Raw genomic sequence first — 26,081 nt, forward strand, 5'->3', positions numbered from 1 at the left:
GGTACGGACACGATGACCGCCCGATCCATCCGCAACGCGGCGGCCACGGTGCTGGCGGGCTCCCTCGCCCTCACCGCCGCGGCCTGCACGAACCCCGGCGCCCCCGCCGACGGCACCGGCGGGCCCAAGGATTCCGCGGTCGTCGGCATCGCCTACGAGCCCGACAGCCTCAGCCCCCTCCTCGGCTACGGCAAGGACGGCAACTCGAAGATATTCGACGGCCTCCTCGCCTTCGACGCCGACATGAAGCTGAAGCCGGCCCTCGCCCGCGAACTGCCCCGGGTCGGCGACGACGGCCTCACCTACACCTACGCCCTCCGCAAGGGCGTCACCTTCAGCGACGGAGTGCCCTTCACCGCGAAGGACGTCGTCTTCACGTACCGCACGATCCTCGACCCGAAGACGAACAACCCCTCCCGCACCGAGCTCGACGCCCTCAAGAGCGTCGAGGCGGTCGGCGACGACACCGTCGTCTTCCGGCTCAAGTACCCCTACGCGCCCTTCGCCGAGCGCACCGTCCACGCCATCGCCCCCGAGCACGTCGCCGCGAAGCAGGACGTCAACACCGGCGCCTTCACCACCAAGCCGATCGGCACTGGACCGTACGTCCTCACCGGCTGGTCCAAGGGCGAGAAGCTCAGCTTCAAGGCCAACCCCACCTACTGGAACGGCGCGCCGCGGGTGAAGAAGTTCACCATGGCGATCATCAAGGACGACGACGTCCGCGCCACCCGGCTGCGCGCCGGCGACCTCGACGGCGCCATCCTGCCGCCCAACCTCGCCGCCGGCTTCAAGACCGACAAGGGCAAGAAGACCTGGGCGGCGAAGACCTACGACTACCGCACGGTCACCCTCCCCACCCACCACGAGGTGACCGGCGACACCGCCGTCCGCCGCGCCCTCGACCTCGCCGTGGACCGCGAGACCATGGTCGACAAGATCCTCGAAGGGGCCGGAAAGCCCGCCTACGGGCCCGTCCCCACCGACAGCCCCTGGTTCACCAAGGGCACCGAGCGCCGCCACGACCTCGCCGGGGCGCAGAAGATCCTCGACGAGGCCGGCTGGAAGCCCGGCCCCGACGGCGTCCGCGTCAAGGACGGCGTCCGCGCCGCCTTCCCGCTCTGGTACCTCTCCGGCGACAAGCTCCGTCAGGACCACGCCCTCGCCTACGCCTCCGACGCCAAGAAGGCCGGCATCGACATCACCACCCAGGCCGGCACCTGGGAGGTCATCGAGCCCCGGATGAAGACCGACGCCGTCCTCGCCGGCGGCGGCTCGCCCGGCGACCCCGACTTCGACCAGTACCTCCTCCTGAAGTCCTCCCTCGGCGGCGACGGCTTCAACAACATGGCCTGGTACGACAACAAGACCGTCGACAAGGCCCTGGAGGACGGGCGCCGCACCGACGACCCCGCCAAGCGGCACGCCGCGTACGACACCGTCCAGCGCGAACTGGTGAAGAACCCCGGCTACACCTTCCTCACCCACATCGACCACCTCTACGTCGTGAACGACTCCTGGGACGGCCTGAGCACCCAGACCGAGCCGCACGACCACGGCCTCGCCGCCGGCCCCTGGTGGAACGTCGAGAGCTGGAAGCCCAAGGGCACCGGAGCGGCGCAGAAGTGAAACGCCGCCTCCCCTGGGGGGCCATGGCACGGATGACGGGACGGCGCGCCCTGGCCGCCGTCCCCGTCCTCCTCGCCGTCACCCTCGCGGTCTTCGCCGTCGCCGAGGCCTCCCCCTTCGACCCCGTCAAGGCCTACGCCGGCACCGCCGGACTCACCGCCTCGCAGGAGAACCTCGACCAGCTCCGCGCCAACCTCGGCGTCGACCGGCCCCTCCTCACCCGCTGGTGGGACTGGCTCACCGCCGCCCTCACCGGCGACCTCGGCGACTCCGCCGTCATGCGCCGGCCCGTCGCCGAGGTCATCACCGAGCGCCTCGGCTGGTCCGTCCTGCTCGCCGCCACCGCCTTCGCCGTGGCCATCGCCCTCGGCACCCTCCTCGGCGTCCTCGCCGGGCGCCGCCGCGGCGGCCTCCTGGACCGGGCCGTCAGCTCCGCCGCGTACACCCTGGAGGCCGCCCCCGCCTTCTGGCTCGGCCTCCTCGCCATCTGGTTCTTCGCCCTGAAACTGGGCGTCCTGCCGGCCGGCGGGCTCACCGACACCGCGAGCGACACCGTCACCTTCGACCAGGTCGCCCGCCACCTCGTGCTGCCCGCCCTCGTCCTCGGGATCTCCCAGCTCCCGTGGTTCTTCCTGTACGTCCGCCAGGGCGTCGGCGACGCCCTCGACGAGGACCCCGTGCGCGGCGCCCGCGCCCGCGGCCTGGGCGAGCGGACCGTCCTCACCGGCCACGCCCTCCGCTCCGGAATGCTCCCCATGCTCACCCTCGTCGGCTCCCGCGTCCCCGAGCTGATCACCGGCGCCCTCCTCGTGGAGACCGTCTTCAGCTGGCCCGGCATCGCCGCCGCCACCGTCACGGCCGCCACCTCCGTGGACTTCCCGCTGCTCGCCGCGCTCACCGTCCTCGCCACCGCCGCCGTCCTCCTCGGCAACCTCCTCTCCGACCTGCTGTACGGCCTGGCCGACCCGAGGGTGGGCTTCGATGGCTGACCCGCGCACCCACCGGATCCGGTTCTGGACCTCCGCCGTCACCGTCGGCGCCGTCCTCCTCGCCGTCCTGCTCGTCCCGCCGCTCGTCCAGCTGGACGAGCAGGCCGTCGACCTCTCCCGCAAGCTCCTGCCGCCGTCCTGGGACCACCCCTTCGGCACCGACGACCTCGGCCGCGACCTCCTGCTGCGCTGCGTCTACGGCCTGCGGGTCTCGCTCCTCGTCGGACTCGTCGCCGCGCTCGTCGCCACCGTCATCGGCACCACCGTCGGAGCCGCCGCCGGCGCGCTCGGCGGCTGGGCCGACCGCACCCTGATGCGGCTCGTGGACGCCTTCTCCTCGGTGCCGCACCTGCTCCTCGGCATCTTCGTCGTCGCCCTCTTCCGGCCCGGCGTCTGGCCCGTCATCGTCTCCGTCGCCGTCACCCACTGGCTCTCCACCGCCCGGATCGTGCGCTCCGAGGTCCTCTCGCTGCGCACCCGGCCCTTCGTGGACGCCGCCGTCTCGGGCGGCGCGGGCCGGTGGCGCGTCGCCGTCCGGCACCTGCTGCCCGCCGTCCTGCCGCAGGCCGGACTCGCCGCCGTCCTGATGGTCCCGCACGCCATGTGGCACGAGTCCGCGCTCTCCTTCCTCGGCCTCGGCCTCCCCAGCCACCAGGCCAGCCTGGGCAACCTGGTGCAGAACGCCCGCTCCTCGCTCCTCGCCGGGTACTGGTGGCCCACCCTCTTCCCCGGCCTCCTCCTCATCGTGCCGACCCTCGCCATCGCCGGACTCGCGGGCGTGTGGCGCGACCGGCTCAACCCGCGCCGCCGATCGGAGCTGATGCTGTGAACGCGCCCCGCGCCTCCCAGGCCCCGAACGCCCCCGAAGCCGCCGACGCCCCCGGCGCCCCCGGCGTCCCGGGCGCCCTCGGCGTCCCGGAGGACAGGCTCCTCCGGGCGCTCGACGCCGTCACCGCCGAGCGGGCCGAGGACGCCGTCCTCAGCGTCCGCGGCCTCACCGTCCGCTTCCGGCTGCGCGGCGGCCGGACCGTCGACGCCGTCAGCGACGCCGACTTCGACCTCGCGGCGGGGGAGTGCCTCGCCCTCGTCGGCGAGAGCGGCTGCGGCAAGTCCGTCCTCGCCTCCGCCCTCCTCGGCCTGCTCCCGGGCAACGCCGAGACCTCCGGCACGGCCCTGCTCGCGGACCCCGACGGCCAGGGCGGCACCGACCTGCTCGCCGCCGACGAGAAGACCCTCGCCCGCACCGTACGGGGCCGCCGCGTCGGCCTCGTACCGCAGAGCCCCGCCGCCCACCTCACCCCCGTCCGCACCGTACGGTCCCAGCTCGAAGAGACCGTCCGGGCCCTCACCGGCACCTCCCGCCGCGCCCGGCGCGCGACCGCCGAGGAAGCGGCCGGGCGGACCGCCTTCCCCGCCGACCACCTCGACCGCTACCCGCACGAGCTCTCCGGCGGCCTCGCCCAGCGCGCCGCCACCGCCCTCGCCCTCATCGGCGACGCCCGGCTGCTGCTCGCCGACGAGCCCACCACCGGCCTCGACCGCGACCTGGTCGACCGCACCGTGGACGAACTGCGCCGCCACGCCGACGACGGCCGCGCCCTGCTCCTCATCACCCACGACCTGGCCGCCGCCGAGCGGATCGCGGACCGCGTCGCCGTCATGTACGCGGGCCGGATCGTGGAGATCGCCCCCGCCCACCGCTTCTTCGGCCCCGCCGGACCCCGCCACCCCTACGCCCGGGGCCTGCTCGACGCCCTGCCCGACCGGGCCTTCGCCCCCATCCCCGGCATGCCCCCGGAACTCACCGACCTGCCCGGGGGCTGCGCCTTCGCCCCGCGCTGCCCGCGCGCCACCGACCTCTGCGCCACCCGCCCCGAGCCCGCGGCCGGGGTGGCCTGCCACCACCCGGAGCACCCCCGTGCTTGAACTCGACGCCGTCACCGCCGGCTACGACCGCCGCGCCCCCGTCTTCCGGGGCGCATCCCTCACCGTCGCCCCCGGCGAGTCCGTCGGCCTCCTCGGCCCCAGCGGCTGCGGCAAGTCCACCCTCGCCCGGGTCGCCGCCCTCCTCCACCGCCCCGAGGCGGGCCGGCTCGTCCTGGACGGCACCGAGGTACGGGCCTGGCGCCACCGCGCCCCGCGCGAGCTGCGCACCGCCGTCGGCGTCGTCTTCCAGCAGCCCCGCACCGCCGCCGACCCCCGGCTCACCCTCGCCGACCTGGTCGTGGAACCGCTGCGCGCCACCGGCCGCCGCGCCGAGGCCGACGCGCGCCTGGCCGAGCTGGCACCGGCCGTCGGCCTCACCCCCGACCTGCTCGTCCGCCGCCCCCACGAGGTCAGCGACGGACAGCTCCAGCGCGCCTGCCTCGCCCGTGCCCTCACCCTGCGCCCCCGCTGGCTGATCTGCGACGAGATGACCGCCATGCTCGACGCCTCCACCACGGCCGCCCTGGTCGCCGCCGTCGAGACCTACCGCGCGGAGACCGGCGCCGGCCTCCTCGCCGTCGGCCACGACCGCGTCCTCCTGAACCGCTGGTGCGACCGCACGGTGGAGTGGAAGGACTGCCTGCCGGCCGGGAAGTGACCGCCCCGGCGGGGCCCCGGACCGGATCTCACCCGGATGGCCGCCCCGCCATACGCCCGGACGGAGCGCTCATTCCGCCACACTGTCCGCCGAAAGCCGCAATTCCGGTGCGGCGTCGGAGGGACGTGAAGGCGATGGCCGTTTCCATTTCTGTGGTGCTGCTCCTGTTGATCCTGGCCGTGATCTTCCTGCGGAACGGCGGTCTCAAGCTCTCGCACGCGATCGTCTGCGCCCTGCTCGGCTTCTTCCTCGCCGGCACCAGCATGGCGCCCACCATCCACGAGGGGGTCGCCGCCACCGCCGACGTGGTCTCCAGCCTCAAGCCGTGACCCCCGTGCACGGGGCGGCGGGTCACTCCATCTCGGGCATCTCGCCCACCGTGGTCCTCATGTCGATCACGGCGAAGGCGGCCCCCTGCGGGTCCAGGATCGCGGCGAACCGGCCGAACGGGCTGTCCATCGGCCCGAACACCTTCCGCCCGGAGAGCCGCTCCGCCGCCTCCACGGCCTTGTCGCAGTTGTCGACGGCGAAGTAGATCTGGATGTACGGGGGGACCTCCGGCGGGAAGTCGTCGGTCATCGTCATCCGCCCGAGGACCGGGTCGCTCCCCAGGTCGAAGACCTTGTAGTCGACCTCCTCGTCCTTCATCCGCTTCGAGCCGTAGCCGAAGACGGACGTGAAGAAGGCGTCGGACTTCTCCGGCTCCCGGGTGAACACCTCCGCCCAGGCGTACGAGCCGGTCTCGCCCTCCAGCTCGAAGCCCTCGTGCGTCCCCGGCTGCCAGACGCCGAACACGACGCCCGCCGGGTCCCGCGCGAGGCACATCGTCCCGAACTCGCCGATCCGCATCGGCTCCATCAGGACGGTGCCGCCCGCGGTCCGGATCCGCTCCGCCGTGGCGGCGGCGTCCGGCGACGAGAAGTAGAGACACCAGGCCGACTGCGGCGGGGTGTCCTGCCCCGGCATCGGCGGGACGACGGCCGCGACCGCCTTCCCGTCCTTGGAGGCCTGGGTGTAGCCGCCGAACTCCGTGGCGGCCTCGGCGAAGGTCCAGCCGAGCACGTCGCCGTAGAACGTCTTGGCGGCCTCGGCGTCGGTGAACATCGCGTCGGTCCAGATCGGCGTGCCTTCAGGTCGTGCGGCCATGACGGTGACTCTCCTCCGGTCGATGACGTGTGCTTCCTGTGAGCCACGCTAGTCAGGGCCGCCGCACCCCGCGCGGCGACGCGGAGCGGCACCGGAGCGCCGTGCGTCAGCCGGGCAGCCGGGCCATCGCGTACCGGTGGAACGGGCCGTCCGGGATCGGCAGGTCCGGCCGCCACGTCCGCAGCACCTGCGCCGAGGGCAGGAACAGAGCCTCCGGCAGCCGGTCCGGGTCCGTCCACTCCCAGCGTTCGATCTTGTCGGGCTCGGTCACGGCGGGCGCCCCGCGGAAGGCACCCACCGTCGTGGCCACGGTCATCCGGGTCATGCGGTCGGAGGTGACCGAGTCCAGGATCAGCCCCAGGACCTCCACGTCGGCCGCGTCCGCGACCAGCGCCGTCTCCTCGGCCAGCTCGCGGACCGCCGCGGCCTCCACGGACTCGCCCGGCTCGACCTTGCCGCCCGGAAGCTCCCACACCCCGGAGCGGTGGAGCCCGAGGAGGACCCGGCCGGAGGCGTCGGTCACGACGACCCCCGCTCCGAGGGAGGCGTGGGCGGGCGGCGGCTGGACGTTGCGCCGGGCTGCGGCTGCTTGCTGGGAGGCGGTCATGGCACTCCTTCTACCAGCCCGTCCTCACCCGGCGGGCGCCGGGGGCACCACGGCCACCGGGCAGTGGGCCTCGTGCAGCACCGCGTGGGCGACGGAACCGACGAGCAGCGACCCGAGCCGGTGCCGGTGGTGCCGCCCCACGACCAGCAGGCCCGCGTCCCGCGAGCCCTCCACGAGCCGCCCCGCCGCGTCCCCCGGCACCACCACCGGGCGCAGCTCCACGTCCGGCCACCGCGCGGCGAAGGGCCGCAGCCGCTCCTCCTGCTCCCGCTCCGCACCCCGTACGAGCTCCTCGGCGTCGTCCGCGAGGGGCAGCGGGGGCGGCACCTGGAGCGCCGGGGACGGCGCGGCGAGCAGGGCGCCCTGCGGCGGGGGCAGCCGGAAGGCGGTCACGGCCTCCAGCGGTACGCCCCGGTGGTGCGCCTCCTCGAAGGCGAAGGCCGGCACCTCGTCCGGGGACTCCTCCGGATGCAGGCCCATGAGCACCCGGCCCGCCCCCGCTTCGCCCTCCGGGGCGGCCGTACGGGCCTCGTGCGGGACGACGACGAGCGGACAGGGCGCGCTCGCGGCCAGGGTGCGGCTCGTCGAGCCGAGCAGCAGGCTCGCGAAGCCGCCGCGGCCCCGGGAGCCGGTCACCAGGAGCCGGGCGCCCCGGGCGACCGCCGCCAGGGCGTCCGTCACGGACCCGTCGAGGGACTCGTACCGCACGGGGACGCGGGGTCCGCGCCGCTCCATCCCGGCGGCCACGCCGTTCAGCACCGTGTCGGGGAGCTCCGGCGCCCCGCCCAGGGACTCGATGCGGGCGGCGCCGAGCTGAAGCTCCTCGGGGCGGACGTGGGCCACGACCAGCGGGGAGCCGGTGTTCTCCGCGGTGCCCAGGGCCCATTCCAGGGCCCGGAGACCGTGCTCGGACCCGTCCACGCCGACGACGACCGGCGGCCGGTGCGCGGTGCTGGTGTCCCTCACGAGGGGGTGATCACTCATGAGGGGATGACTCCCTCACCGGCCCCCGCGCCACACCGGTCCGGCCCGGTCGTGACCGGGCCGGAGGAGGGGGAGCGGGGGAACGGGAGGGGGAGGTCAGGCCTCCTGCGCGCGGCGCGCCCGCTCCGCGTCGCGCTCCTTGATGCGGACGGTCTCCTTGCGGACCTCCGCCTGGGTGGCCCGCTCCTTCTGGAGCCACTCGGGGGACTCCTGCTTGAGGGCGTCGATCTGCTCGGTGGTGAGGGGCTCGGTGATGCCGCCGCGCGCGAGACCGGCGATGGAGACGCCCAGCTTCGACGCGACCACGGGGCGGGGATGCGGACCGTTCTTCCGGAGCTCCTGGAGCCAGGCGGGCGGATCGGCCTGGAGCTCGTTCAGCTCGGTGCGCGAGACGACACCCTCCTGGAATTCCGCGGGGGTGGCCTCGAGGTACACACCCAGCTTCTTCGCCGCGGTCGCGGGCTTCATCGTCTGGGTGTTCTGGTGCGACGTCATGCGTCCAGGGTATCGAGCATGTGGACGGACTCCGACCACGGCGGCTGTCGTAACCTGGCGGGGTGACAGGCTCGGACGCTTCCCCCTCGGCCCCCTCCCCGGATCCCTCCGCGGACTCCCCCTCGTTCCGGCTCGCGTACGTGCCGGGCGTGACCCCCTCGAAGTGGGTGCGGATCTGGAGCGAGCGCCTGCCCGACGTACCGCTGACCCTCCACGCCGTGACCCCGGCCGAGGCGTTCGGCGCGCTCCGGGAGGGCGCGGCGGACGCGGGCCTCGTCCGGCTCCCCGTCGACGGGGACGACCTCAGCGCGATTCCGCTCTACACGGAGACGACGGTCGTCGTCGTTCCCAAGGACCACCTGTTCGCGGCGGTCGAGGAGGTGGCGGCGGAGGACCTCGCCGACGAACTCGTCCTGCACCCCCTCGACGACACCCTCGGCTGGGAGCGCCCGCCGGGCCGCCCGGCGTTCGAGCGCCCCGCCACCACCGCCGACGCGATCGAACTCGTCGCGGCCGGGGTCGGCCTGCTCGTCGTCCCCCAGTCGCTCGCCCGGCTGCACCACCGCAAGGACCTCACCTACCGGACCCTCACCGGCGTCCCGCAGTCGCGCGTCGCCCTGTCGTGGCCGGCCGCCGACGAGGCCCCCGACCTGGTGGAGGAGTTCATCGGCATCGTGCGCGGCCGGACGGTGAACAGCACCCGGGGCCGCCGCGCCGAGGAGAAGAAGGGCCGGAAGGAGCAGAAGCCCGCCGCGTCCGGATCGGGGAAGCCGGCCAAGTCCGGTAAGTCCGGGGCCGGTTCCCGTACGTCGGGACGGCCCGCGGCCCGCAGAGGTGGCACCGGGGGCTCCGCGCGCGGCGGCCGGAGCGGGAAGCCGCGCCGCAGGTCCTGAGCGCCGCCCGGGCCGGCGCGTCCGTACGCCGGACACGCCCCGCCCGTACCGCGCTCGCTCGCCATACTGACCCCTCCTGATCACCGAGATCACACCGATCGCGTCGATCACACCGATCACACAGGAGGAGCTTTGGCCGCCAGTTTCAGGACCGTCGTCGAGGTGGGCCCGGACCACCTCGACCAGGCCCGGTCCATCGACCGGGTCTTCCAGGAGGCGATCGCCCCGGCGACCGTCAACTTCGACTTCGAGGCGATACGGGAGGCGGCCGCCGCCGTCCCCGACAGCACCGTGGTGCGGATGGTCAGGGGCTGGGGGCTCCAGGAGCACGCCCCCGTCCTGGTCATGGTCCTCTCCCTCAAGGAGGCCGTCCGGCAGGCGCTCCCGCCCGAGTGCGCGGACGCCGGCTTCTGGGCCACCGTCGAGCGGGAGCTCGTCGCGGCCTTCACGGGCCTCGCCGCCCAGGAGGGGCAGCCCGGACTCTCCTTCTACGAGGAGTCCGGGGAACGCACCCGCTTCTACCGGGACCTCTTCTTCGCCCTCCAGGACGAGGAGACCGGGGAGCACATGTACGCCCTGGCCTTCTGCGTGGACGTGACCGTCGAGCTGCCGAAGGCGGAGGCCGTCGCGCTCGACCTGACGGACGTCGCGCCCTTCGCGGTGCGGCTGAACGCGATCGTGATCCGCCAGGCCCTGGGCCTCGCGGCCTGACGGACCGCCCGTCCGCGTTCCGTACCGCCGGCCCGCCGTCCCGGGCCGGACCCCCGTACCGACCCGTGAGGGCGTCCCGCCGCTCAGACCGGCCGGCGCCGGCGGCTGCCCCGCGCCGCCGCGACCAGCTCCGGCACCGTGGCGAGCTTGACCCGGGGGCGGCCCGCCTCCCGGCCCCGCGCCCGCTCGGTCCGGTCGATGGCCGCGAGACCGCGCGCGTCCACGAGCCCCTTGCTGCGGCTCCTGGCCAGCCTGCGGAACTCCGCCGACGTGCCCGTCGGCTTCGGCAGCGCCCCCGCGACCGCGTCCGCGAGCAGCGTCCCGACCGTCTCCTCCGCGCACGCCCGGTTGGCCCCGATGCCGCCGGAGGGCCCGCGCTTGATCCAGCCGACGACGTAGCCGCCCGGCATGCCGCTGATCCGCCCCGCCTCGTGCGGCACGGTGCCGGTGGCCTCGTCGAACGGAAGCCCCGGCAGCGCCACGCCCCGGTAGCCGATCGCCCGGACGAGCAGCTCCGCCCCGATCTCCGTACCGGCCTCCGACCCGTCCTCGGTCACCCGGACCGCCCGCACCGCGTCGGTCCCGAGCGCCTCGGCCGGCGCGGAGTGGAAGCGCAGCACGATCCGGCGCCGGTCGGGCGCGGGCGGCCGCGTCCAGTCCACCGCCTCCCGGGCCACGTCCCGGAGCAGCGCCGCCTTCTCCCCGGCCGCCGCCGCGTCGATCGCGGCGCCGGTGCGCGGGTCCCGGTCGTCGACGACCAGGTCCACGTCCGGGAGGTGCTTGAGGGCGAGCAGCTCGGAGGCCGTGTACGCGGCGTGCTCGGGGCCCCGGCGGCCGAGCAGCACCACCTCGCGGACCCGGCTGCCGCTCAGGGCGGCGAGGGCGTGGTCGGCGATGTCGGTGCCGGCGAGGGCGGCCGGGTCCGTGACGAGGACGCGGGCCACGTCGAGCGCCACGTTGCCGTTGCCGACCACGACGACCCGCTCGGCGGAGAGCGGGACGGCGTCCGCGCCGGTCTCCGGGTGCGCGTTGTACCAGGAGACGACGGAGGTCGCCGAGACGCTGCCCGGCAGGTCCTCGCCGGGGATGCCGAGCCGCCGGTCGGCGGGCGCGCCCACCGCGTAGACCACCGCGTCGTGGTGGGCGGCGAGCTCCTCGGCGGTGACGTCCCGGCCGATCTCCACGCCGAGCCGCATCCGGACCCGGGGGTGGGAGTGGAAGCGGGCGAAGGTCTCCCCGGCGCCCTTGGTCGCCGGGTGGTCGGGCGCCACGCCGTAGCGGACGAGACCGCCGGCCACCGGCAGCCGGTCGATCAGCGTCACCTCGGCGTTGGTGTGCAGGAGCAGGTCCTCGGCGGCGTACATGCCGGCCGGTCCCGTGCCGACGACCGCGACCCGCAGCGGCGCGAAGTCGGACGGGAGCGAGCGGGGGAAGGAGGGTTCGCCCCAGGTGTGGAAGTTGGGCGAGGCCACGGCCGGGCCGGGCTCACGCGCAGTGTTCTCTGTGTAGTAGCCCGCGTTGATCGTCTCGTACTCCCGCAGCCGGCCGGTGAGGCGGTCCGCCGGGAAGATGGCGTCGACCGGGCAGGCGTCGGCGCAGGCGCCGCAGTCGATGCAGGCCCTGGGGTCGATGTACAGCATCTCCGTGGTGCCGAAGTCCGGTTCCTCGGGCGTCGGATGGATGCAGTTGACCGGGCAGACGGCGACGCAGGTCGCGTCGTTGCAGCAGGTCTGGGTGATCGCGTAGGTCATCTCGTCGACTCGGTTCGGGTGCGAGGTACGGGTACGGGGTGCGGGTGCGGACGCGGCGTCAGATCAGGCTGGCGCGCTTGTAGATGAGCAGCGCGGGCCGGGTGAGCAGCCGGGCCGAGGCGAGGAACTCCATGAGCCCGGCGCAGCTGGAGCGCAGCTGGGACTTGTAGTGCTCGTTGGCCGCGGCCTCGCGGCGCGCCCGCTCCGGGTCGAGTCCGGCCTGCTTGTACACGTCGGGGCTGACCATGCTGGTGACGATGTAGTACGAGGCGATGGCGACGACCAGGGCGTGGAAGTGGCGGCGGGCCGTGCTCGCCCGCGCGAGGCGGCGGCGCGTCTCGTCCCGGGCGAACTTCATGTGCCGGGACTCCTCGACCACGTGGATGTTGCTGATGGTGCGCACGAAGGGGGCGACCCGCTCGTCGCGCATCCAGTCGCGCTGCATGACGTCGAGGACCTCCTCGGCGACCAGGATCGCGGCGTACGCCGCCTCGCCGAAGCCCACCGTCTTGAAGGCGCGGCCCAGTTCGAGCACCGCGCGGCGCGGCCGGTAGGCGGGGGCGCCGAGCTTCGCGGAGCCGCGGCCGAACATGATCGAGTGGCGGCACTCGTCCGCGATCTCGGTCAGGGCCCACTGGAACCGGGGGTCGGTGGGGTCCTTGGCGTACATGTCCCGCAGCACCATCTGCTGGAGGATCATCTCGAACCAGATGCCGGTGCTGGCGACGGAGGCGGCCTCCTGCCGGGTCAGCTCCTTGCGCTGCTCCTCGGTCATCTCGTTCCAGTAGGCCGTGCCGTAGAGGCTGTTCCACTCGGGGCTCTGGCCGTGGAAGTTCTTGTCGAGGGGGGTGTCCCAGTCCACCTCGGCGGCCGGGTCGTACGAGAGCTTGGCGGCGGACCGGAGCAGGCGTTCGGCGACGTCCGCGTCCGAGACGTCCCTGTCCTCGGCTCCGTCGTGGCTGTCCGGGCGAACGGTGCTGCTTGCCATGGTGCGGCTCCTTGGATCGCGATCGACTCGGAGGCTTGTTAGACGTCCCGTCTAGCAAGCTTGTTAGACGGAACGTATAGCAAGGTGCCCGGGTAGGCCTACCCCTCGGTAAGGACTTGTTTCCGAAAGCTTTCCTCCCGGACGCGCGAACGGGGCCGGAGCCGTGGCGGCTCCGGCCCCGTCAGGGGGTCGCGCGGTGTCAGAAGGTCAGGTTCCAGGCGTCGATCTTCCCGGTGTCCTGGGACGCGTTGTCGTTCACGCGCAGCTTCCAGACCCCGTTCGCCACCTCGGAGGAGGCGTTGACGGTGTACGTCTGGACGATGTTGTCCGTGCCGCTCCCGGTCCGGTTGTGCAGCGTGTAGACGCTGCCGTCCGGGGCCACCAGGTCGACCTTCAGGTCACCGATGTAGGTGTGCTTGACGTCCACGCCCACCTTGAGGGTGGCGGGCGCGTTGCCCGTCACACCGCTGACCGTGATCGGGCTCTCGACCGTGGTGTTGTCGGGGACCGTCACGTCCGTCAGGTTCTCGAAGTACTTCCCGGGCGGCGGGGTCGAGCCGCCGACGGCCTTCAGGGCGTCGACCGCGCCCTCGCCGAAGAAGCCGTTCTTGGTCGCGGTGCCCTTGCAGCGGGTGTCCGACGGGCAGGCCCGGTCGGTCGCCTGGACGCCCAGCTGGTCCCGGATCTGCGCCGGGGTGAAGGACGGGTTCACGCTCGCGATCAGCGCCGCGACGCCGGCCACGTGCGGGGACGCCATCGACGTGCCGTTCATGTTGCCGTACTTGCCGCCCGGGAGCGTCGAGTAGACGCCCGAGGAGCCGTCGCCGCCGGGGGCCGCGATGTCGATCACGCCGTTGCCGAAGTTCGAGTACGAGGCCTTGGCGCCGCCGTTGCCCTGCGCGGCGACGGTCACGACGCCCGGCAGCTCGGTCGGGATGTCGATGCAGGCGTTGGTGATCGTGCGGGTGACCGGGGTCGAGTCGTTGGGGCTCGCCGTGTCGGTCGTCTTGTTCGCCAGGTCGTAGTTGGAGTTGCCGGCGGCGGCGACCTGGAGCGAGCCCTTGCCCTCGGCGTACTCCTGCGCCCGGCGGACGCCCTCGATGATGGCGGCCTGGTCCAGGTCGTCCGGGCAGTTGAACTGCCACGGGTCCGTGTAATAGCTGTTGTTGGTGACCTTGAAGCCGTGGTCACCGGCCCACATGAAGCCGCAGATCGTGTTCTCCGCGAAGAACAGGGTGCTGCCGGGCTCCGCGATGCGGACCGAGGATATCTTCACGCCCGGCGCGACGCCGATGACGCCCTTGCCGTTCTTGGCGGCCGCGATCGTGCCCGCGACGTGCGTGCCGTGGGTGTCGACGTCCCGCCAGGCGCCCGCCCGGGTGTCCGCCTTGCCGTAGGCGCAGGAGGCCGAGTCGGCGGCGTTGAAGTTGGGCGCGATGTCCTGGTGCCGGTCGTCCACGCCGGTGTCCAGGACGCCGACCTTGACCGACGCCGAGCCGGTGGTGACCGCCCAGGCCTGGTCGGCCTTGATCTGCGTCATGTCCCAGCGGTTGGACTCGGTCAGCGTCGTCGTGGACTGCGACGGATTGGCCGGGAGCGCCGGGTCGTAGGCGTCGGCCGGGACGTCGGACGTCCGGGTCGCGCCGACCTGCTGGACGCCGGAGACCGTGCGCATCGAGGAGGCGAACGACGCGGACGTCGAGTGCGCCACGATCACGCCGATCGCGTCGTAGGTCGCGAAGACCGAACCGCCCTTGGTGGCCACGGAGCCGGTCACGGCGGCGGTGCCGCCGGGGGCCGTGATCACCAGGTACGCGCGCGTGCCCGCGGCCCAGGCGGCCGGAGCCGCCGCCTTCGCGGTGGTGGCCGTGCTCGCCCCCGCCGAACGGGCCGCGACGGGCGCGGTGTCCGACGTTGCTGCGTGGGCGAGTCCGGCGGGGGCGGCGAGCGCCACGATCGTGCCGAGGGCCGCGACGGCTGTGGCCGAGGTTCTCGACCGGCCGGCCGTCCGGCCGGGTATGAGGGAAAACATTGCGTCCTCCGATGGCCCGGTGGCGCCTGTGGCGCGTGCCGGGCCCTGTGATGTGTGGGGTGGACGCAAGATCCCAGAATCGCTCCCCGGAAGGAAGTGTTCTGTCCGAGAAGCCTGTTCGCGTTACGTACTGTTGACCTATGGCGCCGGAAGGGCCGGATTTCCTGGACGGATGTCCACCGGGGGAGGGGAGCGGAAGACGGCGTGCGCCCTCCGCTCCCGGGGCCTTGTCCGCCCCTCCAGGTCTGTACCAGCGGTTGTGTGAGGCAGGGCCCGGCGGCTACTTGAGGTACGGTCCGGCGGTGCCGATCCGGCCGGGCCCGTTCAGGACGTACACCCGCAGGTTGCCCTTTCCGGGCGCCGTGACCGTCAGGGTGCCGTTGGTGACGGTCCGGACGTCGCCGGTGACGGCGTCGGTGTACGTGCCGTTGGGGACGCCGGTGAAGGTGGCGCCGCCCGAGACCGTGACGAGCGCGAAGCTGTCCGTGGCCGCGTCGGTGTAGCGGCGCTTGAACGCCATGCCGCCCGAGACGCCCTCCGTGGAGTACTGGCCCGTCTGGAGCGCGGGGATCGCCCGGCGGATCTGGTTGAGCCGCTGCACGTGCCGGACCAGGGGCTGCTGGAGGGTGGTGGCGACGGTGCCGGACGCCGACGAGACCGCGGAGAAGTCGGAGGCGGTGACGGAGCCGGCGAGGTGCGCGCCGAAGTAGGCGCGGCCGGTGTCGGCGAGCGGGCAGGACGGCCCGCAGTCGATCTTCTTCCCCTTCTGGAACTCGATCTCGGAGCCGTAGTACAGCGTCGGGATGCCGCGGAAGGTCCACATCAGGGACATGTTCTCGGCCCAGGCGTCGGTGCCGCCCGCGTACCGCTCGCTCGACTTGTTGGGGCCGTAGTCGTGGCTGTCGACGTAGACGACGTTGTAGGTGGCGTCGTTGTAGCTGTCGTCGGAGTCCTTGCCGTTGGAGAAGGCGTTCTGCGCGTCGCCGAAGTTCATGTGCATGCGCATGTCGATGACGTGCATGCCGGAGAAGCGGCTGTGGTCGGGCGCGTGGTAGCTGTTGCCGTTCAGGAAGGCGTTGGTGGAGGTGGGCTGGTCGCCCGTGCCCCGCTGCTGCTCGTGGTCGTACATCTCCAGGGCGGCCCTGCCGTCGTCCAGGGCGTACTCCTTGCGCTCCTTCCAGGTGTAGAACTGCGCCGAGTGGTTCACCGAGCCGCGGTTCCACTTGTCGTTGACGAAGGCGGCGACCTCGCCGAAGACGAAGAAGTTCTTCGCGGCCTCCGCGTCGTGGCGCTGGGCCACCCGCTCCTGGATGGCGGGCAGGAAGCGGCGGTTCCAGGTGGTGCGGGGGATGTGCACGGCGGTGTCGACGCGGAAGCCGTCCACGCCCATGTCGATGTACTTGTCGTAGGCGCCGATCAGGTAGTTCTGGACGACCGGGTTCTCGGTGTTGAAATCGGCCAGGTCCTCGTGGATCCAGCAGGAACGGGAGTCCTCGCCCTCCCAGTTCCCGATCCAGCACTGGTGGTACAGGTCCTTGGGGAACATGCCGGACGTGGGGCTCGGCCACTGGCAGTTGTAGACGGTGTAGCCCTCGGCGCTCTTCCCGCCGGTCGGCTTCCCCCAGTTCACACAGGTGTTGCCGGTCGGCTCGGCCGTCGACCACAGGTCGCCGTTGTAGTACGACTTGCCGCTCTTCGGGTCCACCGTCAGGCCGTCGTACTCGAAGCCGGGCTGCTTCTCGTCGTAGTACCAGCTCCACTGGCTGTCCCGCACGCCGTACACGGTGGGCGTGAACAGGCCCTTGGCGCCCCAGCGGGAGGAGTGGTTGTAGACGACGTCCTGGTAGATCTTCATGCCCTTGGCGTGGGCGGCGTCGATCAGGTCCTGGTAGGAGGCGCCGGCCGACTCCAGGCGGGGGTCCACCTTGTAGAAGTCCCAGCCGTGATAGCCGTGGTAGTCGTAGTCCGAGCGGTTGAGGACGACCGGGGTGACCCAGATCGCCGAGAAGCCGAGGCCCTTGACGTAGTCGAGCTTCTGGATCAGGCCCTTGAAGTCGCCCCGGAACATGGGGTCGTCGTTGGCCGCGTTGCCCGACTTGGCGTGCTGGCTGCCGCCCCGGTTGTTCGACGGGTCGCCGTCGTGGAAGCGGGCGGTGAGGACGAAGTAGATCGGGTCCTTGCGCGGGTCGGTGCCCAGAGGCCTGCCGTTCGCCGGGCCGGCCGGCTCGTCGCCGGTGGTCGCGGTGGCGGGGGAGGAGGCGGGGGAGACGTTCCCGGCGGCGTCCACGGCCCGCACCGTGTAGGTGTAGGCGGTCCGTTCGGCCAGACCGGTGTCGGAGAAGACCGTGGAGCCGACGTCGGTGACGAACGTGCCGCCGCTGCCGCCGGTACGGGTGACCTGGTACGCGGTGACGCCCCGGTCGTCGGTGGACGGGTTCCAGGCGAGCAGGACGGAGGTGCCGTCGGCCGTCGCGGTGAGACCGGCGGGGGCGGTGGGCGCCTGGGTGTCGGGCGGGGTGGCGGCGCAGGGATCGGTGGCGTTCGCCGTCACCACCCGGTTCCGGACGGTGGAGACGCCCGCGCCGAGGGCGTAGTCGGAGCCGCCGTTGTTGTCCCAGGTGCCGTTGCCGTTGTTGAAGGCGGCCTTGAGGCCGGTGGCCGCCCCGAGGTCGATCTCCCGCTTCCACCAGCCGGCGCAGGCGGCCTGCATGCCGACGCCGGGAGCGGTCGTCCAGGCGCCGCCGGTCGGCTGGTAGTGGACGTTGGCGGTGGACCAGCCGAGGGAGGCGGTGGAGTAGTAGACGGTGGCCGTGCGGGACTCGGCGGGCGGGGTGTCGGCGCAGGGGTCGGAGTGGGCGACGACGCCGTCCTTGACGGTGACGGAGCCCGTGCCGAGGGCGTAGTTCCGGCCGCCGTTGTTGTCCCAGGTGCCGCCGCCGTCGTTGAAGGTGGCCTGGAGGCCGGCGGCCGCGCCGAGGCTGACGGTCTTCTTCACCCAGTCCGTACAGGCGGCCTCCATGGCGGTGCCGGGGACGCTGGTCCAGGAGCCGCCGTCGGGCGCGTAATGGAGGTTGTACCGGGCCCAGTTCTTCGTCTTGGTCCAGTAGTAGACCGTCGCCGTGTTCTCGACGGCGGCGGCGACGGGGGCGGTGTGCGGGGAGGGGGTGGCGGGGGGTGCGGCGACGAGGCCGACGAGGCCGGCGGCGGCGACGACCAGGACGGCGAGGGGGCGCGCCGGTGGCCGTGGGCGGGTGCGTGTCATCCGAATCTCCAGGCGGGGAAGGCGCGTTCGGGCAGACCTCTGCCCGGGAGGGAGGGCGAAGCCTGTTGTAAACGCGATCGGAAAGTTGCAGAAACGTCTTGCGCTGGCCGGAAGTTACCGCCGGTCGTCCCTTGCGTAAAGGGTTTCGGCAGGGTGGGCCGCGCCCCGGTGGGCATGGCTGAGGCGCCCGCGGCGTCCGCGGGCGAGAGTCCGCGCGTCTGTGCCCGGGGGGCCGGTGAGACTTTCCGACCCTCCTGTGCCTGCTTGGCCGAACGTGCGACCGGGCCCCGCTCAGGGGCGCGGCCAGGGGCGGCCCTCCAAGCGTTCGATGTCGCGGTTGAAGCGTTCCAGGAAGGCGGCGAAGCGGGCGACGTCCTCGGGGGACCAGTGCTCCATCACGCGCTCCAGGCCCGCGACGTTCGAGGCGCGGTCGGCCTCCAGGCGGCGTTCGCCCTCCTCCGTGATGCGGAACTTGCGGGCGATGCCGCCGTCCGGATCGGGGATGCGCTCCACGACCCCGGCGCGCAGCATCGCGGCGGTCTGCCGGTTGAGGGTGGACGCGTCGAGGCCGAAGGCCTCGCTGAGCTGCCCGATGGACATCGGCCCGTGCATGCGGATGCGGCTCAGCAGGACGTACGCGCTGCGGTCGAGCTGGCCGCCGCCCGCGCGGGAGCGGGGCGCGTACAGGTGCGCGTGCCGGCCGAGCAGCATGGTCTCGAACTCGACCAGGTGGGTGGGCTTGTTCGCCGACTCGTCCACGAGCTTGTCCACGGGGTCGTCCACGGGCTTGTCCATGGGGGCATTCTCTCCTGCGGCGATGCAATGTGCATCATGCATAGTTTGTGTATTCAGCAATTAATGTGCATGATGCATACGCATCGTCGTGAAGACCCGAGGAGGAACCCGTGGACGGCTCCAAGCCCGACGCCCGGCCCGGAGGCGTCGTCGGCGTCCTCGCGCTCGCGGGCATCGTGGCCGCACTCATGCAGACCCTGGTGGTGCCGCTCATCGGCGACCTCCCGAAGCTGCTCGACACCACCGCGTCCAACGCCTCCTGGGTGATCACCGCCACCCTCCTCGCGGGCGCCGTCGCCACCCCCGTCGCCGGCCGCCTCGGCGACACCCTCGGCAAGCGGCGGGTCCTGCTCGCCTCCGTGGTCCCGCTCGTCGCCGGCTCGGTCGTCTGCGCGCTCGCCTCCTCCGTCGTCCCGATGATCGTCGGACGCGGCCTCCAGGGCCTCGGCATGGGCGTCGTCCCCCTCGGCATCAGCCTGCTCCGCGACATCCTGCCGCCGGAGAGGCTCGGGGGCTCCATCGCCCTCATGAGCGCCTCCATGGGCGTCGGCGGCGCCCTCGGCCTGCCCTTCTCCGCCGCCGTCGCCGAGAACACCGACTGGCGCGTCCTCTTCTGGGTCGCCGCCGGCCTCAGCGTCCTCGTCGGCGTCCTCATCCACCGCCTCGTCCCCGCCGGCCACCGCGCCGCCGCCCCCGGCCGCTTCGACCTGCCCGGCGCGCTCGGCCTCGGCACCGGCCTCGTCGCCCTCCTCCTCACCGTCTCCAAGGGCGCGAGCTGGGGCTGGGGCAGCGCCACCACCCTCGGCCTCCTCGCCGCCGCGGTCGTCGTCCTGCTCGCCTGGGGCGCGTGGGAGCTCCGTACCCCCGACCCCCTCGTCGACCTGCGGGTCACCGCCCGCCCGGTCGTCCTCATGACCAACGCCGCCTCGGTCCTGGTCGGCTTCGCCATGTACGCGCAGTCCCTGGTCGTCCCCCAGCTCTTCCAGCTCCCCGAGGCCACCGGCTACGGCCTCGGCCAGTCGATGATGGCCATGGGCCTGTGGATGGCCCCGGCCGGCCTGATGATGATGGTCCTGGCCCCGCTCGGCGCCAAGCTCTCCGCCGCCCGCGGCCCCAAGGTCACCCTCTCCGTCGGCGCCCTCGTCATCGCCGTCGGCTACGGCTCCTCCCTCGCCCTGATGGGCTCCACCTGGGGCCTGCTCGCCGTCACCCTCATCTGCAACACCGGCGTCGGACTCGCCTACGGAGCCATGCCGGCGCTCATCATGGGCGCGGTGCCGCAGGAGGAGACCGCCTCGGCCAACAGCTTCAACACCCTGATGCGCTCCATCGGCACCTCCGTCTCCGCCGCCGTCATCGGCGTCGTCCTCGCCCAGATGACCACCACCCTCGGCGGCCACGCGCTGCCCTCCGAGAACGGCTTCCGCGTCGCCATGCTCATCGGCTGCGGCGTCGGACTCGTGGCCGCGGCCGTCGCCGCCCTCGTCCCGGCCCGGTTCGCCGCCGCCGGACCCGCCGACCCGGTGGACGCGGGCACGGAAGGAAGCGGGACCGCCGCCGTACGGGCCCCCTCCGAGGCCGAAGCCCCCGCCTGACCCGTCCCGGACCGGGCGGCGCCGTCGCGGGACACGTGGGGACGGATCCCGCGACGGCACCGCCCGCCCGTCCGGCGGCCGGCCGCAGAGGCGCCCGCCGGACGCCGAAGGGCCCCGGCGACCGTGGAATCCACCACACGGCCGCCGGGACCCTCACGGACATCCGGGAAGGACCGCCCCTCAGTCCTCCGCCTCCAGCGTGAACAGCGCCCCGTCCGGGTCCCGCACCACCGCGCGCCGCCCGCCGCCGTCCGGCTGCCGCACCCCGCCCCACTCGCCGCCCGGCACCACAGACCCGCCGTGCTCCAGGGCCGCCGCCTCCGCCGCCTCCAGATCGGGCACCCGGAAGCGCACCAGCCAGCGCGGCCGCAGCTGGGGCCGGGGCGAGGCGGACTCGACCGGGCCGCTGTTCAGCCGGGCGACGGCCTCGCCGTCGTGCCGCAGCACCACCTGGTCGTCCTCGTACGACACCTCGCAGCAGTCCGGAGTGCCGTCCGCCCACCTGAGCACCCCGCCGTAGAACACCGCCGCGTCGAACGCGTTGCGGGTGTGCAGCTCCACCCAGGCCGGCGCCTTCCGCTCGCCGATCTCCCAGCGCGACACCCGCCGCCCCTCCCACACCGCGAACGCCGCGCCCTCCGGGTCGGTGGCGAGCGCCGCGCGACCCCGGGGCGGGAACGCCACCGGACCCACGCCGACGGTGCCGCCGCGCTCCCGGATCCGCCCGACCGCCGCGTCGGCGTCGTCGACGGCGAAGAACACCGTCCAGGCCACCGGCACCTGCATCTCCGCCGCCACGGCCGCGATCCCGGCCACCGGCACCCCGTCCCGCTCGCCCACCGCGTACGCGTCGCCGAGGGCTCCGCGCCGGAAGGACCAGCCCAGCACGGCCCCGTAGAACCGCTCCGCCGTACCGAGATCCCGTGCGGACAGGTTCAGCCAGCAGGGAGCTCCCATGGCCTCTCCGGTCGTCGGCTCCGCCACCGGCGCCACCTCCTCGTCGTCCTGCGTCCGGAGCGCGTCCGTCCCACCGGAGTGCCCCCTGCGTCCAGAGTGTGCCGTGCGCCCCTTCCCCGTTCCGCCGGTTCCCATGCGCGGATTCACCCACGTGCCGCCGATCGCCACCCGGCCGAGGGGACACGGGTCAGTGGACCGCGTGCGCCGCCCGGGCCGCGTAGGCGCGGACGTCCGCGTCGGGGTCGTCGGCCGCCCCGGCCAGCACGGCCCGGGCCGCCGGTTCGTCCCGGTGGGCGAGGAGCGAGAGGACGGCCGCCTTCCGCACGTCCGCGTTCGGGTCCGCGAGCACCGGGGCCAGGGCCGGCACGGCGAGGGCGGCCGGGGCCGCCCGGAGCGCGGTCGCCGCCCCGGCCCGCACCTGCCAGGCGGGGGAGCCGAGCGCGGCGGCGGCCCGCTCCGCGTACTCCGGCGGGCAGCCGGTACCGGCCAGGGCGGCCAGGGCCGCGCCCCCGACCAGCGGATCGGCGTCGTCCAGGAGCGGCCCGAGCGGACCGGGCCGGGGGTCGCGCACGGCCGCGAGGCCCCGGGCCACCGCGACCCGCACCTCGCGCGCCGGATCGGCGGCCGCCCGCGCCAGCTCCGCGACCGCGTCCACCGAGACCAGGGCCCGGACGGCCCCGACCCGTACGTCCACCTCCGCGTCGGCGAGCGCCGCCGCGTACAGCGGGGCGTCCCCGAGCCGCAGCGCCCGCAGGACGTCGAGCGCGGCGGCCCGCACGGCCGGGTCGGGCACGCCGAGGGCCTCCCGCAGGCCGTCCCCGAGCACCGGCTCCGCCGGCAGCACCTCGACCAGCTCGCGCAGGGCCGCCGCCGCCGCGGCCCGCACCCGGGGCGAGCCGTCCCGCAGCCGCGCGGCGAGCGCCGGACCGGTCCCGGCCGGGGCGGTCTCCCCGAGGGCGGTGACGGCGGCGGCCCGCACCGCCGGATCGGGGTCCTCCAGGTACGGACCGAGCACGTCCAGACCGGGGGAGTCCTCGACGAGAGCGAGCAGTTCGAGGAGCCGGGGAGAGACCGCCGTCGCCGTCGGGTCCTCCGCCGCCGGCCCCTTCGACGGAGCGGTCGGCCGCGCCGCCGGGGCCGCCTCTCGGGGCCCCGCCGTGGCCACCGGCACCAGCTCCACCTCGCCCAGGTGCCGCTCGGGACCGCCCGGCGGCGCGAACTCCGGCACCGGCACCAGATACGGCTCCACCGGCCGCGCCGTGAACTCCATCGCCCCGGACGGCGCCTTGCGCAGGTCCAGGTGGTGCAGCCAGCCCTCGTCGTCCCGCTCCGGATGGTCCAGCCGCTCGTGGTAGAGCCCCCACCGCGACTCCGTCCGGGCCAGCGAGGCCCGCGCCGCCATCTCCGCGCAGTCCCGGATGAACGACACTTCCGCGCACCGCATCAGCTCGTGGGCCGTGCGCGCCCCCATCCCGGCGATCTCCCGGGACATCCGGTCGAACGCCTCCACCGCCAGGGAGAGCTTCGCGCCCGTCTTCGGCGGCGCCACGTAGTCGTTGACGAACCGGCGCAGCTTGTACTCGACCTGCGGCTGCGGCGGACCGGACGGGTTCCGCAGCGGCCGGTAGACCAACTCGTGCGCGTCCGCGACCTGCCGGGCGTCGAGCTCCCCCTCGTACGCCGTGTACTGCGCCGCGTCCTCGCCCGCCAGGTCGCCGAAGACGAACGCGCCGATCATGTAGTTGTGCGGCACGGAGGCCAGGTCGCCGGCCGCGTACAGCCGGGGCACGGTCGTCCGGGCGTGCGCGTCCACCCGTACCCCCGAGGCCGAATGGCCCCCGCACAACCCGATCTCCGAGATGTGCATCTCGATGTCGTGCGTCCGGTAGTCGTGGCCGCGCCCCTCGTGGAACGTGCCCCGGGTGGGCCGCTCCGTGGTGTGCAGGATCGACTCGACCGCGCCGACGGTCTCCTCCGGCAGATGACTCAGCTTCAGGTACACCGGCCCCCGGTCCGAGGCGAGTTCGGCCGCGAACTCGGCCATCATCTGCCCCGACCAGTAGTCCGACTCCACGAACCGCTCGCCGTGCCGGTTCACCTGGTACCCGCCGAACGGATTGGCGACGTAGGCGCACGCCGGCCCGTTGTAGTCCTTGATCAGCGGGTTCACCTGGAAGCACTCGATCCCGGTGAGCGCCGCGCCCGCGTGGTACGCCATCGCGTAGCCGTCGCCCGCGTTCGTCGGGTTCTCGTAGGTGCCGTACAGATAGCCCGACGCGGGCAGCCCGAGCCGCCCGCAGGCGCCTGTCGCCAGGATCACGGCCCCGGCCCGTACGATCACGAACTCGCCCGTGCGGGTGTGGAAACCGGCGACGCCGACGGCCCGCCCGTCGTCCGGGTGGGTGAGGACCCGGACCGGCATCACCCGGTTCTCGATCCGGATCCGCTCCCGCATCTCGCGCCGCCGCAGCTGCCGGTAGAGGACCTTCTTGACGTCCTTGCCCTCCGGCATCGGCAGCACGTACGAGCCGGACCGGTGCACCTGCCGGACCGCGTACTCGCCGTGCTCGTCCTTCTCGAACTTCACCCCGTACGACTCCAGGCGCTGGACCATCGCGAAGCCCCGGGTCGCCGTCTGCCGGACCGTGGACTGGTCGACCAGGCCGTCGTTGGCGCGGGTGATCTCGGCGACGTAGTCGTCCGGTTCGGCCCGGCCCGGCACGACCGCGTTGTTGACGCCGTCCATCCCCATGGCGAGGGCGCCGGAGTGCCGGACGTGCGCCTTCTCCAGGAGCAGCACGCTCGCCCCGCGTTCGGCCGCGGTCAGCGCGGCCATCGTGCCGGCGGTCCCGCCGCCGACGACCAGCACGTCGCAGGAGAGCTCGGTCGCGTCGGCGGGGTCGGGGACGGTCAGGGGGGTGTCCACGGGGGTGCCTTTCGGGGTACGGAGGGGTGTGGAGGGCTCCGGCGGGGCCGGCCGGAGGGGCGTCAGAGGGAGGCGAGGACGCGGCGGCGCAGCGCGACCGTCGCGGGCGCGCGCAGGGCGTCCCGCGCGCGCGGATGCGGTACGTCCAGGACCTCGCCGGACGCGAACAGGGCGACCCGGTCGCCGAGGTGGAGCGCCTCGTCCACGTCGTGGGTGACGAAGACGACGGTCGCGCCCGTCCCGCGCAGGATCTCCACCAGGAGGTCCTGCATCCCGGCCCGGGTGTGCGCGTCGAGCGCGCCGAACGGCTCGTCCATCAGGACCGCGCGGGGCCGCCCCGCCAGGGCGCGGGCCAGCTGGACCCGCTGCCGCTGCCCGCCGGACAGCCGGTGCGGCAGCCTGGCGGCGTGCTCGGCGAGCCCGACCCGCTCCAGCCACTCCTCCGCCGCGCGGCGCCGCTCGGCCCGGGGGACCCGGCGGATCGCGAGCGGCAGCTCCACGTTGGCGCGGACCGTCCGCCACGGCAGCAGGGCGTCGTGCTGGAAGACGAGCGCCCGGTCGGCGCCGGGCCCGCGCACCGCCTCCCCGTCCTGCGTGACCCGCCCCTCCAGGGGCGGCAGCAGCCCGGCGAGCGTGCGCAGCAGGGTGGTCTTGCCGCAGCCGGAGGGACCGACGACGGTGAGGAGTTCGCCGGGCGCGATCCGCAGCCCCACGGGACCGGACACGGCGGACCCGTCCGGATGCCCCAACCGCACGCCGTGCAGGGCGAGTTCCGCGCCCGTGGTGTTCGTGTCGTCCGTGGCGCCCGCGGTGCTCCGGGCGCTCGCCGTGCTCGTGGCGCTCATGGCACCGGCTCCTTCTCGGGCAGGGGTACGGAACGGGAGGGCGTACGGGCGGGGGCGGGAGCCGGGGAGGCCGCCGCACGGCCGGGCCCGGCGCCGCCCCGCTCGGCCGGGCGCGGCAGCCAGGAGGTCACCCGGCGGCCGAGCATCTCCACGGCGGTGGAGGTCAGCCAGCCGAGCGCGCCGATGGTGGCCATGCCGACGAAGACCCCGGGGTAGTCGACGACCGTGTAGTCCTGCCAGGTGCGGTAGCCCACCCCGTACTCGCCGGAGATCATCTCCGCCGAGATCACACAGATCCACGAGACGCCGATCCCCACGGACAGACCGCCGAAGATCCCCGGCAGGGCGCCCGGCAGGACCACCGAGAACAGCACCCGGGCCCGGCTCCCGCCCATGGTCAGCACCGCCTCCTCCCACACCGGGCTCAGGGCCCGCACCGCGTGCCGGGTCGACACGAGCACCGGGAAGAGGGCGGCGGCGCAGGTGATGAAGACGATGCCCTGCTCGTTGGTGGGCAGCAGCAGGATCGCGACCGGGACCAGGGCGATGGCCGGGACCGGCCGCACCACCTCCACCAGCGGGCCCAGGACGTCGGCGGCCCACCGGGACCGGGCCACGGCCGTCCCGGCCGCCACCCCGAGGACGGCCGCCAGGAGGAAGCCGACCGTGATCCGGCGCAGACTGTGGCCGAGGTCCTGCCAGTACGCCTCGGTGCCGACCCGGTCGGCGAACGCGGAGGCGACCTCCACGACCGTCGGGAACTGCTCGAACCGCAGCCACAGGTTGACGTCCAGGGAGGTCAGCAGCTGCCACAGGCCGAGGGCCGCGAGCGGCGAGGCGATCCGGACGAGCCGGCGCACCGCGCGCGACGGGCCCGCACGGCGGCCCGCGC

Annotated in this window: 22 protein-coding genes; 9 read left to right on the forward strand and 13 right to left on the reverse strand. The window is 73.8% G+C overall.

Annotation, left to right across the window (positions count from 1 at the left end; all coding sequences use genetic code 11):
* Nucleotides 1-12 precede the first annotated feature (12 nt).
* From CP977_RS31540 to CP977_RS31565, 6 genes are all read left to right on the forward strand, one after another.
* Nucleotides 13-1,629 carry an ABC transporter substrate-binding protein gene (locus CP977_RS31540; RefSeq protein ID WP_109184698.1) on the forward strand — a complete coding sequence of 539 codons (1,617 nt, stop codon included), beginning with the start codon at nucleotides 13-15 and terminating at the stop codon, nucleotides 1,627-1,629.
* On the forward strand, nucleotides 1,626-2,618 hold the full coding sequence (locus CP977_RS31545) for an ABC transporter permease (protein ID WP_062759945.1): 993 nt from the start codon (nucleotides 1,626-1,628) through the stop codon (nucleotides 2,616-2,618). Before CP977_RS31540 ends, CP977_RS31545 begins: the two co-directional genes overlap by 4 nt.
* The gene (locus tag CP977_RS31550; RefSeq protein ID WP_062759946.1) at nucleotides 2,611-3,447 is read left to right on the forward strand and encodes an ABC transporter permease; all 837 of its coding nucleotides are present in this window, start codon (nucleotides 2,611-2,613) and stop codon (nucleotides 3,445-3,447) included. Before CP977_RS31545 ends, CP977_RS31550 begins: the two co-directional genes overlap by 8 nt.
* Complete coding sequence (locus tag CP977_RS31555) at nucleotides 3,444-4,544, forward strand: ABC transporter ATP-binding protein (RefSeq protein WP_152371292.1); 1,101 nt, start codon at nucleotides 3,444-3,446, stop codon at nucleotides 4,542-4,544. The genes CP977_RS31550 and CP977_RS31555 overlap by 4 nt, the downstream gene beginning before the upstream one ends.
* A complete protein-coding gene (locus CP977_RS31560) occupies nucleotides 4,537-5,202 on the forward strand; it encodes an ABC transporter ATP-binding protein (protein WP_062759947.1) in 666 nt (221 codons plus the stop codon). Before CP977_RS31555 ends, CP977_RS31560 begins: the two co-directional genes overlap by 8 nt.
* A 134-nt stretch (nucleotides 5,203-5,336) precedes the next feature.
* Nucleotides 5,337-5,531: a hypothetical protein gene (locus tag CP977_RS31565; RefSeq protein WP_030212092.1), complete on the forward strand. Its 195-nt coding sequence runs from the start codon at nucleotides 5,337-5,339 to the stop codon at nucleotides 5,529-5,531.
* Between the two features lie 22 nt (nucleotides 5,532-5,553).
* On the opposite strand, the gene CP977_RS31570 is transcribed toward CP977_RS31565, so the two are convergent.
* The 4 genes from CP977_RS31570 to CP977_RS31585 all read right to left on the reverse strand — a co-directional run bounded on the left by CP977_RS31570 (nucleotide 5,554) and on the right by CP977_RS31585 (nucleotide 8,434).
* Entirely contained in the window at nucleotides 5,554-6,348 is a 795-nt protein-coding gene (locus CP977_RS31570) for a VOC family protein (RefSeq protein ID WP_152371293.1), read from the reverse strand.
* A 106-nt stretch (nucleotides 6,349-6,454) separates the two neighbouring features.
* The gene (locus CP977_RS31575) at nucleotides 6,455-6,955 is read right to left on the reverse strand and encodes a nucleotide triphosphate diphosphatase NUDT15 (protein ID WP_152371294.1); all 501 of its coding nucleotides are present in this window, start codon (nucleotides 6,953-6,955) and stop codon (nucleotides 6,455-6,457) included.
* Nucleotides 6,956-6,979: 24 nt separating this feature from the next.
* Entirely contained in the window at nucleotides 6,980-7,939 is a 960-nt protein-coding gene (locus CP977_RS31580) for a universal stress protein (RefSeq protein ID WP_167309013.1), read from the reverse strand.
* Nucleotides 7,940-8,035: 96 nt separating this feature from the next.
* Nucleotides 8,036-8,434 carry a DUF5997 family protein gene (locus CP977_RS31585; RefSeq protein WP_062759951.1) on the reverse strand — a complete coding sequence of 133 codons (399 nt, stop codon included), beginning with the start codon at nucleotides 8,432-8,434 and terminating at the stop codon, nucleotides 8,036-8,038.
* 62 nt (nucleotides 8,435-8,496) lie between these two features.
* Here CP977_RS31585 and CP977_RS31590 point away from each other — a divergent pair, with 62 nt between their 5' ends.
* Both CP977_RS31590 and CP977_RS31595 read left to right on the forward strand, forming a co-directional pair.
* On the forward strand, nucleotides 8,497-9,327 hold the full coding sequence (locus CP977_RS31590; RefSeq protein ID WP_183953364.1) for a LysR family substrate-binding domain-containing protein: 831 nt from the start codon (nucleotides 8,497-8,499) through the stop codon (nucleotides 9,325-9,327).
* Between the two features lie 132 nt (nucleotides 9,328-9,459).
* On the forward strand, nucleotides 9,460-10,038 hold the full coding sequence (locus tag CP977_RS31595; RefSeq protein WP_062759953.1) for a Type-2Aa cytolytic delta-endotoxin: 579 nt from the start codon (nucleotides 9,460-9,462) through the stop codon (nucleotides 10,036-10,038).
* 83 nt (nucleotides 10,039-10,121) lie between these two features.
* On the opposite strand, the gene CP977_RS31600 is transcribed toward CP977_RS31595, so the two are convergent.
* From CP977_RS31600 to CP977_RS31620, 5 genes are all read right to left on the reverse strand, one after another.
* Complete coding sequence (locus tag CP977_RS31600; RefSeq protein ID WP_152371295.1) at nucleotides 10,122-11,789, reverse strand: FAD-dependent oxidoreductase; 1,668 nt, start codon at nucleotides 11,787-11,789, stop codon at nucleotides 10,122-10,124.
* A gap of 58 nt (nucleotides 11,790-11,847) precedes the next feature.
* Nucleotides 11,848-12,777 carry an AurF N-oxygenase family protein gene (locus tag CP977_RS31605; protein ID WP_062759955.1) on the reverse strand — a complete coding sequence of 310 codons (930 nt, stop codon included), beginning with the start codon at nucleotides 12,775-12,777 and terminating at the stop codon, nucleotides 11,848-11,850.
* Nucleotides 12,778-12,976: 199 nt separating this feature from the next.
* Complete coding sequence (locus CP977_RS31610) at nucleotides 12,977-14,809, reverse strand: S8 family peptidase (RefSeq protein WP_152371296.1); 1,833 nt, start codon at nucleotides 14,807-14,809, stop codon at nucleotides 12,977-12,979.
* Between the two features lie 280 nt (nucleotides 14,810-15,089).
* A complete protein-coding gene (locus CP977_RS31615) occupies nucleotides 15,090-18,071 on the reverse strand; it encodes a carbohydrate binding domain-containing protein (RefSeq protein WP_152371297.1) in 2,982 nt (993 codons plus the stop codon).
* A 291-nt stretch (nucleotides 18,072-18,362) separates the two neighbouring features.
* Nucleotides 18,363-18,866: a MarR family winged helix-turn-helix transcriptional regulator gene (locus CP977_RS31620; protein WP_062759957.1), complete on the reverse strand. Its 504-nt coding sequence runs from the start codon at nucleotides 18,864-18,866 to the stop codon at nucleotides 18,363-18,365.
* A 110-nt stretch (nucleotides 18,867-18,976) separates the two neighbouring features.
* Here CP977_RS31620 and CP977_RS31625 point away from each other — a divergent pair, with 110 nt between their 5' ends.
* Entirely contained in the window at nucleotides 18,977-20,461 is a 1,485-nt protein-coding gene (locus CP977_RS31625) for an MFS transporter (RefSeq protein WP_152371298.1), read from the forward strand.
* A 180-nt stretch (nucleotides 20,462-20,641) separates the two neighbouring features.
* Here the strand turns inward: CP977_RS31625 and CP977_RS31630 are convergent, their stop codons facing one another.
* The 4 genes from CP977_RS31630 to CP977_RS31645 all read right to left on the reverse strand — a co-directional run bounded on the left by CP977_RS31630 (nucleotide 20,642) and on the right by CP977_RS31645 (nucleotide 26,049).
* Complete coding sequence (locus CP977_RS31630) at nucleotides 20,642-21,418, reverse strand: VOC family protein (RefSeq protein WP_062760473.1); 777 nt, start codon at nucleotides 21,416-21,418, stop codon at nucleotides 20,642-20,644.
* 187 nt (nucleotides 21,419-21,605) lie between these two features.
* The gene (locus tag CP977_RS31635) at nucleotides 21,606-24,344 is read right to left on the reverse strand and encodes a fumarate reductase/succinate dehydrogenase flavoprotein subunit (protein WP_244412641.1); all 2,739 of its coding nucleotides are present in this window, start codon (nucleotides 24,342-24,344) and stop codon (nucleotides 21,606-21,608) included.
* Nucleotides 24,345-24,406: 62 nt separating this feature from the next.
* Nucleotides 24,407-25,189 (reverse strand): ABC transporter ATP-binding protein, encoded by a 783-nt coding sequence (locus tag CP977_RS31640; protein WP_109184707.1) that lies wholly within the window; start codon nucleotides 25,187-25,189, stop codon nucleotides 24,407-24,409.
* The gene (locus CP977_RS31645) at nucleotides 25,186-26,049 is read right to left on the reverse strand and encodes an ABC transporter permease (RefSeq protein ID WP_199834682.1); all 864 of its coding nucleotides are present in this window, start codon (nucleotides 26,047-26,049) and stop codon (nucleotides 25,186-25,188) included. Before CP977_RS31645 ends, CP977_RS31640 begins: the two co-directional genes overlap by 4 nt.
* Nucleotides 26,050-26,081: the final 32 nt, after the last annotated feature.

It is taken from the genome of Streptomyces cinereoruber (genome assembly GCF_009299385.1).
GTDB classification, from domain to species: domain Bacteria; phylum Actinomycetota; class Actinomycetes; order Streptomycetales; family Streptomycetaceae; genus Streptomyces; species Streptomyces bikiniensis.